Below are 15,824 nucleotides of genomic sequence, written 5' to 3'. Positions count from 1 at the left end.
AGTGAATGCCTCAGTGCAGGTAGAGTAGATGTCTGTTTTGTTTTAGGTATGTTGCGACTTTGTATGTTTGGAGATGAAATGTACAATGGCTTTTCATGCAGAGGCATAACCTGGAGGTTATAGCAAATGGCTAACTGGGCGCAGAAACTTAAGTTACACCACCTGCAAACGCTTATTGCGCTGGGCGAACAGGGGAATTTGACTCACGTCGCCCGAATGATGAATATCACCCAGCCAGCGTTGTCAAAATGGTTATCACAGCTCGAAGATGAGATGGGTATCACACTCTTTGAACGTCATAGCAAAGGCTTACGCCCTTCAGAAGGCGGCAAGCTGCTACTGCAGCATGCCCAACGCCTGATCAATGATATGGAACGTTCACAGTATGAAATCGCCCGTTTTAAGCAGGGAGGCCTGGTGGGGAGTCTGAAGATTGGCTGCTCGCCGGTGGCGACGGACTGCGTTTCACAGGCGATACTGGGTTTGCTCACAGAGCTGCCGACCTTGCATCTTAATATTGAAGAGAAGGTGATGACCCCGCTGCTGCACGATCTGCTCGCGGGTTCGGTGGATGTGGTGGTCGGACGCGTCGGTGGCCGGGCGCTTCAGTTGCCGCTCAATTACCAGGTGCTGTATACCGAGCCGGTCTGTTTCGTCGCGCGCCCCGACCATCCACTGGCAAAATATCCCCTGCTCACCTGGCATGATCTGGCTAACTGGCGCTGGATTGTCTGGCCGACGGGAACGCCCATCCGGATAAGCATTGACAACGCGCTGGTAGATAACGGCGTCATGCTACCGGAAAACATCATTGAGTCGGCGTCGATAAACGTCAGCACCAACCTGCTGCAAAGTAGCGACATGATCTCTATTCTTTCTCTACGCCTGGCGCAGCGTTATGCCGCCCAGGGACAGCTGGCTATCCTGAATCTGCCGAAGATTGAACAAAAAGGCAGCGTAGGCGTGTTCTGGCGCAACAATGAAACGCCCACGACCGCCCTGAATCGTTTTCTGTATTACCTGGCACAGGTTTAACGTGAACAGTTAGGGCCATCGCCCGATGTTCCAGATATCTATTTCTTCTATGCTTAGAATTCATGATGTGATCGGTAGCACGTTTTGAAGTTTAATTGTATGATGAATCAGTCTCGTCAAGGGTTTCAACTATGAGCAAAGCACTGAACATTATCTGGCAATATTTGCGCGCATTCGTCCTGATTTATGCCTGCCTCTATGCAGGTATTTTTCTTGCATCGCTACTCCCCATCACCATTCCGGGCAGCATTATCGGCATGCTGATTCTGTTTGTCTTACTGGCTTTGCAGGTGCTACCGGCAAAATGGGTTAACCCCGGCTGCTATGTGCTGATTCGCTATATGGCCCTGCTGTTTGTCCCGATTGGCGTGGGGATCATGCAGTACTTTGATCTGCTCCGTGCACAATTTGGTCCGGTGGTGGTGTCCTGTACCATCAGTACGCTGGTCGTTTTCCTGGTGGTGAGCTGGAGTTCTCACATTGTGCACGGTGAGCGCAAAATCGTTGGGCAAAAAGGGTCTAAAGAATGATGTCGTATATCTGGTGGTCGTTACCCCTTACCCTGGCGGTATTTTTTGGCGCACGTAAGCTGGCTGCACGATTTAAAATGCCGCTATTGAACCCGCTACTGGTCGCCATGGTGGTGATCATTCCCATTCTGATGCTGACCGGAATTCCCTACGATCACTATTTCAAAGGCAGTGAGGTGCTGAACGATTTGCTGCAACCTGCCGTGGTCGCGCTGGCCTATCCGTTATACGAACAGCTGCACCAGATTCGCGCTCGCTGGAAATCAATTATTGCCATCTGCTTTGCGGGGAGCGTTGTGGCGATGGTTACAGGTACAACAATCGCCTTGTTGATGGGCGCATCGCCGCAAATTGCTGCGTCAATCATGCCGAAATCGGTAACCACGCCTATCGCTATGGCAGTGGGAGGCAGTATTGGTGGTATTCCGGCCATCAGCGCCGTGTGCGTCATTTTTGTTGGTATCCTCGGGGCTGTGTTTGGTCATACTTTGCTCAATGCGATGCGTATTCGCACCAAAGCCGCACGTGGACTGGCTATGGGTACCGCTTCGCACGCCCTGGGTACCGCACGCTGTGCAGAGCTGGACTATCAGGAAGGCGCGTTTAGCTCTCTGGCGCTGGTTATTTGCGGCATTATCACCTCGTTGGTCGCCCCATTCCTGTTCCCGATTATTCTGGCCCTGGTCGGTTAACCTTCAATTTTTGGCTAATTATTTGCGATGCGTTGCACATTTTTAATTTAAGTTTCATAAGTTGCATACACAATGAGATTTGGATCACATATAAAGCCGTAACAGGCCCGTAAACTACGATTCCATTACATTGTTATGAGGCATCGCCATGCATCCACGTTTTCAAACTGCTTTTGCCCAACTCGCGGATAACTTGCAATCAGCCCTGGCGCCTGTTCTGGCGGATGCGCATTTCCCCGCCATGCTGACTGCTGAGCAGGTCTCTTTGCTGAAACGCGAATCGGGACTGGACGAAGACGCGCTGGCATTCGCTCTACTGCCGCTGGCTGCGGCCTGCGCGCGTACTCCGCTGTCCAACTTCAACGTTGGGGCAATTTCTCGCGGCATCAGCGGCACCTGGTACTTCGGTGGCAACATGGAGTTCCTGGGGGCGACCATGCAGCAAACCGTTCATGCCGAGCAAAGCGCCATTAGCCATGCCTGGCTGCGCGGTGAAAAAGGGCTCGCCGCCATCACCGTCAACTACACGCCGTGCGGCCACTGTCGCCAGTTTATGAACGAACTGAACAGTGGACTGGATTTACGTATTCATCTGCCGGGACGTGCGCCACACGTGCTGCGCGATTACCTGCCAGACGCCTTCGGACCGAAAGATCTGGAGATTAAAACACTGCTGATGGACGATCAGGATCACGGCTTCGCGCTGCAGGGCGATGCGTTGACCCAAGCGGCTATCACCGCCGCCAACAGATGTCATATGCCGTACAGCAACTCCCCAAGCGGCGTGGCGCTGGAATGTAAAGATGGTCGAATTTTTAGCGGTAGCTATGCGGAAAATGCCGCCTTCAACCCGACCCTGCCGCCGCTGCAAGGCGCGTTAAACCTGTTGAACCTTAACGGTTATGACTACCCGGATATCCAGCGTGCTGTGCTGGCTGAAAAAGCCGATGCGCCGTTGATTCAGTGGGATGCGACCTCCGCTACCCTGAAAGCGCTGGGCTGCAATAATATTGAGCGCGTGCTGCTCGGTTAATTGCCTGGCGCTACGCTTATCTGGCCTGCAATCGCTCCAGGTTGTCGGCCAGATTTGCTGTTGCTACCATCCAACAGGGCCGTTTTGCTGAAAATCCCCTCAATCAGATTGCTGTTTCTTGCGCTACGTCTTCCGGTACAGTAGCCTGATTGAAATTCCATCCAAATAACGAGTTTTCTGCATGTTAAAGCGCGTGTTTTACAGCCTGTTAGTCCTGGTAGGCTTGCTGCTTTTGACTGTGCTTGGGCTCGACAGGTGGATGAGCTGGAAGACGGCTCCCTACATCTACGACGAATTGCAGGATTTACCCTATCGCCAGGTCGGTGTGGTCCTGGGCACGGCGAAATACTATCGCACCGGTGTCATCAACCAGTATTACCGCTACCGCATTCAGGGCGCATTGAACGCCTATAACAGTGGAAAGGTAAACTATCTGCTGCTGAGCGGCGACAACGCACAACAAAGCTACAACGAACCCATGACGATGCGTAAAGATCTAATTGCCGCAGGTGTCGATCCCGCTGATATCGTGCTTGATTACGCCGGGTTCCGGACGCTCGATTCGATTGTACGAACCCGCAAGGTGTTCGATACCAACGATTTCATCATTATTACTCAGCGATTCCACTGTGAGCGCGCCTTGTTTATTGCGCTGCATATGGGCATCCAGGCCCAGTGCTATGCGGTGCCCTCACCAAAAGATATGCTCACCGTGCGGGTACGTGAATTTGGCGCCCGCTTTGGCGCACTGGCCGATCTCTATATTTTCAAACGTGAACCCCGCTTTTTAGGCCCGCTGGTGCCCATCCCTACCATGCATCAGGTACCGGACGATGCACAGGGATATCCGGCGGTCACGCCTGAACAACTACTCGAATTACAAAAGAAACAAGGAAAATAAGCATGGATGTACAAACCCTTTTCGTCGTGTTGGCCTTTCTGCTCATTCCCGTATTTTGTTTTCGCGAAGCATGGAAAGGCTGGCGCTCTGGGGCCGTAGATAAAATTAAAAAGAATGCACGCGAACCGGTTTACGCTTATCGCAATCAAGAGCCCCTGCAATTTTGGTCTTATGTGCTGGTTTATGCCGGGTGCGGATGTTTATCCTTCGGGATGGTTATTTACTTAGTCTTTTATCGCTAGAGAATTTTCCTTTATATTAGCATTTGAGAATAGCTAATATTTTGATAATAGTTACCATTTCAATGTAAGGGATTAATGCTGCCCGCCAGCATTTCCCTCAGACTATCTTCTATTTGTGAATCCTTTCACAGAATACTCTTCCTGCAGTGCTTAGCCTTAAGAATAGCCTTCACTTTTTATATTTTGTTATTAACGGTTTGCCTTAATTTACTCAAGCATTAAGGAAGAAAATATGCTACAACAAAATTATCTGGATGAGCTCACGCCTGCTTTTACCCCATTATTAGCAATAAAAGAGGCTTCTCGCTGTTTATTATGTCACGACGCCCCCTGTAGTCATGATTGCCCGGCGCAAACAGACCCAGGGAAATTTATTCGCTCTATTTATTTTCGTAATTTTAAAGGCGCTGCCGAAACTATCCGCGAAAATAATGCGCTCGGTGCGGTGTGCGCCCGGGTTTGCCCAACCGAAAAATTATGCCAGCGCGGATGTACGCGCTCAGGAATTGATAAACCTATCGATATTGCACGTCTGCAACGCTTTATTACCGATTTTGAACAGCAGACCGCAATGAAAATCTATCAGCTGGCAACAAAAACGCTCGGCAAAGTAGCTATCATCGGTGCGGGTCCGGCAGGATTACAGGCCAGCGTAACGCTAAGTAATCTTGGTTATGATGTGACAATCTTCGAAAAACAGGCCCAGCCAGGTGGCTGGTTGCGTTATGGCATTCCAGAGTTTCGTCTGCCGCAAGCAGTTTTGGATCTTGAAATTGCCCGTATCGTTGAAATGGGCGTGACCATCAAGTGCAATTGTGAAGTCGGCAATGCCCTTTCCGTTGAGCAACTCAAAGCAGAATACCGCGCCGTACTGGTTACCGTTGGGATGTCTTACGGTTCAACATTACCTCTGTTTGAGAGGGCGAATCACGTCGAAATCGCCGTCGATTTTCTGCAACGAGCCCGGCAATCCAACGGCGATATTACCGTCGCACAAAGTGCATTAATCATCGGCGGTGGCGACGTGGCGATGGATGTCGCCAGTACGTTGAAGCTGCTGGGCTGCCCGTCAGTCACCTGTGTCGCGCGTGAAGAACTCGCCGACTTCCCGGCCAGCGACAAAGAATTCAGCAGCACACAGGCTTTAGGGGTGTCGATAATTGACGGCTTCACGCCCGTGGCGGTTAGCGGAAATCGAGTCACCTTTAAGCACGTACGCCTGCCAGGAGAACTCACGCTTGAAGCCGAACAGATTATTCTCGCCGTCGGCCAACATGCTCAGCTTGATAATTTCGCCGCGTTAAAACCACAGCGCAATCTTATCGATACGCACAATTATCAAACCGCCGATCCGGCTCTGTTTGCTGCGGGGGATATTGTTAAAGGCGATAAAACCGTTGTTTACGCCGTGAAAACGGGAAAAGAAGCCGCTCAGGCCATTCATCACTATTTAGAGGGAGCTTGCTCATGTTAACGAAAGATCTTTCTATTACTTTTTGCGGCGTCAAATTCCCCAACCCGTTCTGCCTCTCTTCCTCTCCGGTGGGCAACTGTTATGAAATGTGCGCCAAAGCCTATGATAGCGGCTGGGGTGGCATTGTTTTTAAAACGATCGGGTTCTTTATTGCTAATGAAGTCTCCCCACGCTTTGACCATCTCACCAAAGAAGATACCGGCTTTATTGGCTTCAAAAATATGGAACAAATTGCCGAGCATCCGCTGGAGGAGAATCTGGCCGCAATTCGTCGACTGAAACAGGACTACCCGGACAAAGTCCTGATTGCGTCGATTATGGGGGAAAATGAGCAGCAATGGCAGGAACTGGCCCGCCTGGTTGAAGACGCGGGTGCCGACATGATCGAGTGTAACTTCTCGTGCCCGCAAATGACCTCACATGCCATGGGTAGCGATGTCGGGCAAAGCCCTGAGCTGGTTGAAAAGTATTGTCGGGCCGTTAAACGCGGCTCGTCCCTGCCGATGCTGGCGAAAATGACACCGAACATTGGTGATATGTGTGAGGTGGCTCTGGCAGCAAAACACGGAGGTGCCGACGGTATCGCGACCATCAATACGGTTAAATCCATCACGAATATCGACCTGAACCGAAAAATCGGGATGCCGATCGTCAACGGTAAATCCAGTATTTCCGGCTACTCCGGCAAGGCCGTTAAACCTATTGCTTTGCGATTTATCCAACAACTGCGCATGCACCCTGAACTGCGCGATTTCCCGATTAGCGGCATCGGGGGAATTGAGACCTGGGAAGATGCCGCCGAGTTTTTACTGTTAGGCGCGGCCACGCTGCAGGTGACCACCGGGATCATGCAGTATGGCTACCGGATTGTGGAGGACATGACCAGCGGGCTGTCACATTACCTCGCCGATCAAGGGTTTGATTCACTGGAGGAGATGGTTGGTCTTGCCAATGCCAATATCATCCCCGCGGAGGATCTTGACCGTAGCTACATCGTCTACCCGAACATCCATCTTGATAAATGCGTTGGCTGTGGCCGCTGCTACATCTCCTGTTATGACGGCGGACATCAGGCGATGGAATGGAATGAGGAAACCCGCACACCGCATTGCAACACAGAAAAATGTGTGGGATGCCTGTTGTGTGGGCACGTTTGCCCGGTAGCCTGTATTGAGCTGGGTGAGGTGAAATTTAAATCCGGTGAGAAAGAGCATGCGTTAACGTTGTAACGCTGACAAAAAAGCCCGGTACAGATTACGCTGCACCGGGCTTTTTGCGTTATACGATTACTTCTTACGCGCGTACTTCAGTGAGTCCAGCGCGACCGCGAAGATGATAATGCCGCCCTTGATAATGTACTGCCAGTAAGGGTTCACGCCAATGTAGGTCAGACCGTAGTTGATGACGGTGAAGATAATCACACCGGTCACCACGCCAAACACGGTCCCTACCCCGCCGCTGAACGACACGCCGCCAACCACGCACGCCGCAATCGCATCCAACTCATACATAAAGCCGAGGTTGTTAGTCGCCGAGCCGATACGCCCGGCTTCGAGCAAACCACCGAAGGCATAAAACACGCCAGACAACGCATAGATAATCAGCAGGTTCAGCGCAACGTTGACCCCAGACACTTTCGCGGCTTCAGGGTTTCCGCCGATGGCGAAAATGTTTTTACCGAAGCGGGTCTTGTTCCACAGCACCCAGACAAACGCCACCGCAATCAGCGCATAGAAGGTGATGTAGGAGAGGCGGAAACTACCCAGCGCAATAAAGCCCTGCGCGAAGGTGGAGAATCCGCTGTCAAAGCCAGAAATTGGCGATGCGCCGACAAAGTCGTAGTACAGGGAGTTGATCCCGTAAACGATGATCATCGTACCCAGGGTGGTAATAAACGGCGTCACATTCAGATAAGCAATGATAATACCGTTCACCAGACCGATAATGGCGCCAATCACGCAAACAATCAGCACCACCACGATGATTGGCATTGTAGCCATTTCCGGGAACACCTTGTTGGCGTTCTCCATCGACTGTAGCAAGGTTGCCGCCACGACTGCCGCCAGGCCAACCTGACGTCCCGCCGACAGGTCTGTCCCTTGGGTAACAATCAGCCCGGCCACACCCAATGCGATAATAATACGCACCGAGGATTGCGTCAGAATATTACTCAGGTTCAGTAAGCTTAAGAAAGTGGGATCCTGGAAAATAATAATCGCCAGCAAAACCAAAAGAACAACGTAAATTCCGCCTTCTTTCAGATAAGTAAGAAAACTTTTCTTATTTAACGCACTCATGAGGAGCCCCTAATCTTAAAGGTGCAAAGACGCAAGACGGAGGATTTCGTTTTGCGTTGTTGTTTTAGTGTCAACAATTCCGGCAACGAGACCATTGCTCATCACCAGAATACGATCGGTAATACCTAGCAGCTCCGGCATTTCAGAGGAAATAATAATAATCCCCTTATCCTTTTTCGCGAGTTCGGCAATCAGCTGATAAATTTCAAATTTCGCGCCAACATCGATACCACGCGTGGGTTCATCTAACATCAGGATTTCTGGCTGCGTTAATAACCAGCGACCAATAACCACCTTTTGCTGATTACCACCGGACAGTGAACCGATTTGTGTACGATGGCCCGGCGTTTTCACCCTCATTGAGTCAATTACCCACTGGGTATCACTCTTCATGCGGGAATTATCCAGCAGACCAACTTTATTTTTATAGTTTTGGATATTGGAGATTAACGAGTTAAAACCAATATCCAGATACGCGTAAATACCGGTTGAGCGGCGCTCTTCCGTGACCAGCGCAAAACCATGATTAATGGCCTCATTTGCGCTGTGGTTATTAATCTTTTTGCCGTGTAGCGTAATCGTACCCGATGATTTCTCACGAATACCAAAAAGCGTTTCAACGATATCAGTACGTTTTGCGCCGACCAACCCGGCAATCCCGAGAATTTCCCCTTTGTGCAAATCAAACGAGATATCCCGAATCGACGGCTGACGCAGCGAGGTCAGGTTACGTACTTGCAGAATGACTTCACCGGGTTTATTTTCTTTATCCGGAAAACGTTGGTTCAGTGAACGGCCGACCATCATGGAGATGATCTTATCCATATCCAGCCCTTCCAGCGGCTGGGTCGCAATCCACTGGCCATCGCGCAGCACGGTAATTTCATCGCATAGCTGGAAGATTTCTTCCATCTTGTGAGAAATATAAACAATACCGCATCCACGCTCTTTCAGCTTACGGATAATGGTAAACAGATGATTAACTTCTTTCTCGGTTAACGATGACGTTGGCTCATCCATGATGACGATTTTTGCGTCATAGGAGAACGCTTTCGCAATTTCAATCATCTGCATTTGAGAAACGGATAATGTACCAACACGCGCACGCGGATCGATATCAATATCCAGCTCATCAAATATCGCTTTGGTATCGCGGTACATTTTGTCCTGATCGACAAACATGCCTTTGGTGGGATAGCGTCCCAGCCACATGTTATCCATCACAGAACGTTGTAATACCAGGTTTAATTCCTGGTGTACCATCGAAATACCATTTTCAAGCGCTTCTTTAGCAGAATGAAAATCGATTTCTTTACCCTGAAATAAAATACTACCGGAATCTTTTTGATAGATGCCGAAAAGACATTTCAATAATGTTGATTTCCCCGCGCCATTCTCCCCCATTAAGGCATGAATGGAATGTGGGCGGACTTTTAAATTGACATTATCAAGAGCCTTAACGCCGGGGAAGGACTTGTTGATGCCGGTCATTTCCAACAAGTATTCGCCTGACGACTGAGTATGTGTGCTGACCATAATTATACCTTGTTGGCCTTGCAGAGTGCGTTATTAAGGGCGCAATGACATTGCGCCCAAAGACGGAATATTTACTTATTGGTAAACTCTGCCAGATTATCTTTATCGACACCTACGTACGGAACCCGAACAATTTTGTTCTCAATTTTCCAGTTAGTGCCATCTGCCGCACCTTTACCGTCAGCCAGGTTTTTCGCCAGATCGAAGGTGGCTTTCGCCTGGTTGTTGGCGTCGTTCAGCACGGTACCAGCCATTGCGCCAGATTTCACCAGAGCCAGCGCTTCAGGCAGCGCATCCACACCAAATACCGGTACGCTGGTTTTGTTGTGCGCTTTCAGTGCTTCAACTGCGCCCATTGCCATCGCATCGTTGTTTGCGATAACCACTTCGATTTTGTTGGCATTCGGACCGGACATCCATGCATCCATTTTATCTTTTGCCTGAGCGGTATCCCACATTGCAGTATCTAACTGCAGTTGCTCAGTTTTAATGCCTTTATCGTTCAGCTCTTTAATCACGTAAGTGGTACGTGCTTCAGCGTCCGGGTGTCCCGGTTCGCCTTTCAGCAGAACAAACTGAATTTTGCCGTCTTTGTTCAGGTCCCAGTTCGGGTTAGCTGCCCAGTGTTTGGCGATCAAATCACCCTGAATAATACCGGACTCTTTAGAGTCGGTACCGACGTAAAACGCTTTGTCATAGCTGTCCAGCGCCTTACGAGAAGGTTCTTTGTTAAAGAACACGATCGGTACGTTCTGCCCGCGTGCTTTTTCAATGACCGTGCCTGCCGCTGCCGGGTCAACCAGGTTAATCGCCAGTGCTTTAACGCCTTTTGCCAGCAGCACGTCGATCTGGTCGTTTTGTTTGGACTGGTCGTTCTGCGAGTCATTCATCAGCAGCTGTACATCTGGCGCCGCTTTGGCATCTTTTTCAATAGCCTTACGTACTACAGACATAAAGTTATCGTCATACTTATAGATAGTCACACCAATGCGGGTATCAGCAGCGTGCGCAGCCGCGCCGAATAACATGCTTGCCATTACAGCAGACAGGGTCAACACCTTCTTATTCATGGTATCTCCGGTTTTATTATGCAGGGTAGTACTTGAGATAAATGCTCGGCAGGCAGAACGTTACTGAAGTGTTACTGAACGCCGAAGCTCACTTTTAAAAAATATTTCTTCCGTGTCTGGCAACGCTCCAAAAACAGGCTTTAATTTTTGTTTAAGGCACCTTTACCTCGGTGAAAGTGATTATTCACCGTTACATAGTAGTTACAGCGCAACAAACAGTGTCATCATAGCTATCGCATTGTTAATATACTGTGAATTTACTCACATATTGAAAGCGGTTACATCGCGCAACGTTATGAGTTAGTGATCGGTGCCGCATTCTGCCGTAGCGCCACTGAATGGCGACGCACCAGCGTCGGCATAAAGCAATGCGTCGCCTCCGGGTCTAACGTGCCTGCAGCCCCCTGTAGCGCAAGCTCCGTCGCCATTTTTGCCATGGAGGCAATGGGATAGCGTACGGTGGTCAGTTGCGGATCGGTGTAACGCGCGATAGGAATATCATCAAAGCCAATGATAGAAAGGTGTAATGGAATAGCGATGCCGTTGTCTTTTAGCGCGGTCAGCGCGCCGGCAGCCATATTGTCGTTATAGGCGAAAACTGCCGTCAGTTGTAAGTTACGTCCCAGCAGTTCTACCATCGCAGACTCTCCACCCTGCATATCAGGCGAACCGGTGCCGACCCAACTTTCTGCCGCAACAATCCCCTGCTCTTTCAGGGCTGTTAACCACCCTTCTTTGCGCATGGTGTCATCTTCAATGCGATGGCTTGACGCCAGATAACCGATGCGTTGATGACCATTATTCAGCAGCATTCGGGTCGCCATTTTGGCACCGCTGATGTTATCCAGACAGACGCAGCGGTGGGCGTAACCCGGCACCAGACGGTTGATTAGCACCATACCGGGGATCTGATCCATAAACTCGGCGAGTTCCCGATCGCTCAGTGCTTTAGAGTGTACAATCAGTGCGTTACAGCGCTGACGAATCAACACCTCAATGGCATGACGTTCTTTTTCAGCCTCATGGTAGCTGTTGCCAATCAGGACATACTTCTGATGCTGCTGGGCAACCATATCCACGGCTTTTACCAGCGCGCCAAAAAAGGCGTCTGATACATCCATGACCACAACACCAATCGTGTCGCTCACCTGCGTCGCCAGCGCTTGCGCGTTGGCATTAGGTCGATAGCCCAGCAGAGTAACTGCCTTCATTACCGCTTCACGCGTATCGGGACTCACCAGCGCACTGTTGTTCAGTACGCGGGAAACGGTCGCTACAGAAACGCCAGACTGTCGTGCCACATCACGTATGGTGATCATATTCACTGCCCTGTTTTAGATTGCGGTTGCCCGCAGACACCCCAGGCTGGGTATTTTGTCAGCACAATGAAACGCACTGCGTGAGAGATGTCACAGGAATGAAAGCGCTTACATCCGTTTTGTTAATGAATGTGATCCAGATCGTTATCTGGATGTACGCGGCAATGATGTCCCCGCAGCACGCAGGGTTAATTGACGCCACAGCCATTCCACCGGGCCCTGGCGGTAAAAACGTAGCCATATGACAGAGAAAAGTAGGTTAACGGCCCAAACCGGAATGACGAAATACAGCAGCTCCAGTCGGTCAAATTTCATAAATAAGCCGACCTGGTAAAACAGCGTGGTGCAGATTAAGGTTTGTAACAGATAGTTAGTTAATGCCATGCGCCCCACACAGGCGATAGCAATGACCCATTTTAAGCGGCTAAGCTGCGGCCAGAAGCCGAACATCAGCGCGGCGTAACCAATAGTTTGCAACGGCGCGCCCAGCTCTCGCGGGGCTTGTAGCAAGAAGGCACACCAGCGATATGCCCAGTCCAGATGCCACTGAGCGACGATAGCAGGCAGGTTAATCGCCATCCCGAGAATGACCAGCAGTACACCGGTGCGTCGGTAATGCTGTAAGCTGTACTGCCCTTTTAACCAACCGCTGCGCATCAATGCCGCGCCGAGCAGCATCATCCCCGCCAGTTGCCAGCCGTACTGTGCGCCCAGCGCCAGCAAGCTATTGGACATCATATCCACGCGATTGCTGACGGCTTCCATTCCACCGTTTATTTTCCAGTATTTTTCATACAGCAACGCTGAGGCATCCGGCGTCCAGGCACGACTGGTTTCACTCCCGGAGATTACCCCCAGCAGCAGCAATACGCCAACGCCCACCAGATAAAGCAGTACGCCGGTGTTAAATAAGCTTTTTACCGACGGCGCATCACGGATCAACCGCCAACAAATCAGGCCGATTAAGCCATATGCCAGCAGGATATCGCCATCCCAGAAGAGTAAACCGTGAATAAAACCCAATAGAACCAGCAGCGTAAGCCGCGACTGGATCCAGCGTTTGCCGCGCGGGAGCAGCATTTGCAGACCGGCACCGAACAGCAGCGCAAACAGCGTGAGGAATTTTACCTGCGCAAAGAGATCGAGCAGCGCCCAGGTCCAAGCGTCGGATAAGGTGATGTTGCCATACCACGCGGGATTGAGGTATGCCGCCTTTGGCAGGCCAAAGGCGCTAATATTGAGAAGCAGGATACCAAGAATGGCGACGCCACGAATAAAATCCAGCGTGACATTACGCTCCATGGTCCCTGCCCTAATCAGTTGTGATGACGTACTGCGCGCAGGAATTCCTGACGCGTGTTCTGGCTGGACTTAAACAATCCGCCAAGAGAAGTGGTCGTCGTTGCACTGGTCGCATCGCGAATGCCACGCGCTTTCACACAGTAATGTACCGCATCAATCGACACCGCCACATTATTCGTCCCGAGAAGCGTTTGCAGCGCGGTGAGAATTTGCTGGGTGAGACGTTCCTGTACCTGCGGACGCTGTGCGAAAAACTGCACAATGCGGTTAATCTTCGACAGACCAATAACCGAATCTTTCGGGATATACGCCACCGTCGCTTTGCCATCGATAGTAACAAAGTGGTGTTCGCAGGTGCTGGTCAGCGTGATATCGCGGACCGTGACCATCTCGTCCACCTTCATTTTGTTTTCAATGACGGTAATTTTCGGGAAGTTGGCGTAGTCGAGGCCGGAGAAAATCTCATCGACATACATTTTCGCAATGCGATGCGGAGTTTCCATCAAACTGTCATCGCTCAAATCGAGATTGAGCAACTGCATAATCTCGGTCATATGGCCCGAGATAAGACGTTTGCGCGTTTCGTTATCCATCTCTTGCACGGGCGGGCGTAGTGGCGTTTCAAGACCACGCGCGACCAGCGCTTCATGAACCAGGGCCGCTTCTTTACTGAGTGATGACATTTCTTCTTCTCCTGCAGGTGGGGCGCCTCTGCCCTGCATGGGGCAAAGTTTTTAGGCTGTATCACAGCCAGAACATTGTGCGTGAGGCGGCGCACATAATCCAGTATTCACCGCGATAATTATTGAAATTGGCACAGCCTTTCAGCGTAGCGATTTCACTTGTCGTTCTACCCGGTGACGTCGAGTGTTAATGTAAAGTTATATAGATGATGAAGTATGTTTGCTCAATGCGGAAGTGAAAGTTGCTCACAGTGCCATGAATAATCTGTATTATGGTGAGTTCGCAAACATATTCAGGTTCAACACAACAAGGAGCCCCGCATGGAAATGCTTGAAGAGCACCGCTGTTTTGAAGGCTGGCAGCAACGCTGGCGTCACGACTCCGCCACGTTAAATTGCACCATGACCTTCAGTATTTTTCTTCCTCCCCCGCGCGATAACACCCCGCCTCCGGTGCTGTACTGGCTGTCGGGTCTGACATGCAATGATGAAAACTTCACGACTAAAGCCGGCGCACAACGCATCGCGGCTGAGCTGGGCATTGTACTGGTGATGCCGGACACCAGTCCGCGCGGCGAACAGGTTGCCAATGATGATGGCTACGATTTAGGCCAGGGGGCGGGATTTTACCTCAATGCCACCCAACAGCCATGGGCAACGCATTTTCGCATGTATGACTATCTGCGTGATGAGCTGCCGGCACTGATTCAATCGCAGTTTAACGTCAGCGATCGCTGCGCCATCAGTGGACACTCCATGGGCGGTCACGGCGCATTGATTATGGCGCTGAAAAATCCCGGGAAATACACCAGCATTTCCGCCTTTGCGCCGATCGTAAATCCTTGCCGCGTTCCGTGGGGGGAGAAGGCTTTTAGCGCGTATCTGGGTGAAGATAAATCACAGTGGGCCGCGTGGGACAGCTGCGAGTTAATGTTGGCCAGCAAGCCCGCAGACGCGATTCCGACGCTTATTGATCAGGGAGACAGCGATCAGTTTCTCGCCGATCAGCTGCAACCCGCGGTACTAGCCGAAACGGCCCGTCAAACCGCATGGCCAATGACGCTACGCATCCAGCCAGGTTACGACCATAGCTATTACTTTATTGCGTCGTTTATTGAGGATCACCTGCGCTTCCACGCCCAGTATTTGTTGAAGTAACGCCTGAGTGAGGGCGCCAGCCCTCTTCATTTCTCCATCATTCCTTCACTTTTTCTCCTTTTTTCTTTCTCCACTATCCTATTGATTTAAAAGGCATTACCCTCAAAACAAGATCAAACACAAATGATTTCGATTATCATTTGTGTTTACAAACATTCATACTTTTGTACAATCCATTCGCTTCTTTACTGAAAAGAGTCCTTAAAAGACAAATACATACAATTGTCATGGCCTTTCACATGACGCGCTGATCGTTACCCTAAATAATTCGAGTTGTATGAACGCGCGTAGCCACGCATCTGCAACTTGAAGTATGCCGGGTAAATTCATTTAAATGGAATGATACAAATGACTATACCTCACTATAAGGGCTTCCCCGAACAGTCAACGCCGGTTTTTAATTTCTGTCTGTTCATCAATGAAAGGCAAGGGATAAGACTGCGCTACTATAAACGGTCATGCTGAATCGCTAGTGATTCGGACCCTGATGAAAGACGCTCGTGAGATCCTCCTTCGTTAATCGGATAGTGATATCCAGTAGGATATGCAGAT

15 protein-coding genes are annotated in these 15,824 nt (G+C 50.4%); 9 read left to right on the top strand and 6 right to left on the bottom strand.

Annotation, left to right across the window (positions count from 1 at the left end):
* The first annotated feature begins 126 nt into the window (after positions 1-126).
* The 8 genes from HV311_RS08315 (at position 127) to preA (ending at position 7,136) form a co-directional block, all read left to right on the top strand.
* Entirely contained in the window at positions 127-1,035 is a 909-nt protein-coding gene (locus HV311_RS08315) for a LysR substrate-binding domain-containing protein (protein WP_016153710.1), read from the top strand.
* Positions 1,036-1,166: 131 nt separating this feature from the next.
* Positions 1,167-1,565 carry a CidA/LrgA family protein gene (locus HV311_RS08310; protein WP_016153711.1) on the top strand — a complete coding sequence of 133 codons (399 nt, stop codon included), beginning with the start codon at positions 1,167-1,169 and terminating at the stop codon, positions 1,563-1,565.
* Positions 1,562-2,257: a CidB/LrgB family autolysis modulator gene (locus tag HV311_RS08305; RefSeq protein WP_016153712.1), complete on the top strand. Its 696-nt coding sequence runs from the start codon at positions 1,562-1,564 to the stop codon at positions 2,255-2,257. Before HV311_RS08310 ends, HV311_RS08305 begins: the two co-directional genes overlap by 4 nt.
* A gap of 148 nt (positions 2,258-2,405) precedes the next feature.
* Positions 2,406-3,290 (top strand): cytidine deaminase, encoded by an 885-nt coding sequence (cdd, locus tag HV311_RS08300; RefSeq protein ID WP_016153713.1) that lies wholly within the window; start codon positions 2,406-2,408, stop codon positions 3,288-3,290.
* Positions 3,291-3,471: 181 nt separating this feature from the next.
* Positions 3,472-4,191, top strand: a complete 720-nt coding sequence (sanA, locus tag HV311_RS08295; protein WP_016153714.1) for an outer membrane permeability protein SanA — start codon at positions 3,472-3,474, stop codon at positions 4,189-4,191.
* A 2-nt stretch (positions 4,192-4,193) separates the two neighbouring features.
* The gene (locus tag HV311_RS08290) at positions 4,194-4,433 is read left to right on the top strand and encodes a DUF2542 family protein (protein ID WP_016153715.1); all 240 of its coding nucleotides are present in this window, start codon (positions 4,194-4,196) and stop codon (positions 4,431-4,433) included.
* Positions 4,434-4,665: 232 nt separating this feature from the next.
* Positions 4,666-5,907 (top strand): NAD(P)-dependent oxidoreductase, encoded by a 1,242-nt coding sequence (locus HV311_RS08285; protein WP_191220952.1) that lies wholly within the window; start codon positions 4,666-4,668, stop codon positions 5,905-5,907.
* Positions 5,901-7,136, top strand: a complete 1,236-nt coding sequence (preA, locus tag HV311_RS08280; protein ID WP_019077224.1) for an NAD-dependent dihydropyrimidine dehydrogenase subunit PreA — start codon at positions 5,901-5,903, stop codon at positions 7,134-7,136. The genes HV311_RS08285 and preA overlap by 7 nt, the downstream gene beginning before the upstream one ends.
* Positions 7,137-7,193: 57 nt before the next feature.
* On the opposite strand, the gene mglC is transcribed toward preA, so the two are convergent.
* From mglC to folE, 6 genes are all read right to left on the bottom strand, one after another.
* Entirely contained in the window at positions 7,194-8,204 is a 1,011-nt protein-coding gene (gene mglC, locus HV311_RS08275; RefSeq protein WP_003027393.1) for a galactose/methyl galactoside ABC transporter permease MglC, read from the bottom strand.
* A gap of 15 nt (positions 8,205-8,219) precedes the next feature.
* Positions 8,220-9,740, bottom strand: coding sequence for a galactose/methyl galactoside ABC transporter ATP-binding protein MglA (gene mglA / locus HV311_RS08270; RefSeq protein WP_016153718.1), 1,521 nt, complete (start codon positions 9,738-9,740; stop codon positions 8,220-8,222).
* 71 nt (positions 9,741-9,811) lie between these two features.
* Entirely contained in the window at positions 9,812-10,810 is a 999-nt protein-coding gene (gene mglB, locus HV311_RS08265) for a galactose/glucose ABC transporter substrate-binding protein MglB (protein WP_016153719.1), read from the bottom strand.
* Between the two features lie 293 nt (positions 10,811-11,103).
* Positions 11,104-12,129 carry an HTH-type transcriptional regulator GalS gene (gene galS / locus HV311_RS08260; protein ID WP_016153720.1) on the bottom strand — a complete coding sequence of 342 codons (1,026 nt, stop codon included), beginning with the start codon at positions 12,127-12,129 and terminating at the stop codon, positions 11,104-11,106.
* 144 nt (positions 12,130-12,273) lie between these two features.
* Positions 12,274-13,431, bottom strand: a complete 1,158-nt coding sequence (gene yeiB / locus HV311_RS08255) for a DUF418 domain-containing protein YeiB (protein WP_047500983.1) — start codon at positions 13,429-13,431, stop codon at positions 12,274-12,276.
* A gap of 14 nt (positions 13,432-13,445) precedes the next feature.
* On the bottom strand, positions 13,446-14,114 hold the full coding sequence (folE, locus tag HV311_RS08250) for a GTP cyclohydrolase I FolE (RefSeq protein ID WP_003027410.1): 669 nt from the start codon (positions 14,112-14,114) through the stop codon (positions 13,446-13,448).
* 321 nt (positions 14,115-14,435) lie between these two features.
* Here folE and fghA point away from each other — a divergent pair, with 321 nt between their 5' ends.
* Positions 14,436-15,272 carry an S-formylglutathione hydrolase gene (gene fghA / locus HV311_RS08245; RefSeq protein WP_016153722.1) on the top strand — a complete coding sequence of 279 codons (837 nt, stop codon included), beginning with the start codon at positions 14,436-14,438 and terminating at the stop codon, positions 15,270-15,272.
* Positions 15,273-15,824 lie beyond the last annotated feature (552 nt).

This window comes from Citrobacter sp. RHBSTW-00881 (genome assembly GCF_013728515.1).
Lineage (GTDB): Bacteria > Pseudomonadota > Gammaproteobacteria > Enterobacterales > Enterobacteriaceae > Citrobacter > Citrobacter braakii.
The sequence above is the reverse complement of the archived record's forward strand: the minus strand, read 5'-3'. Positions and strand labels throughout refer to the sequence as shown.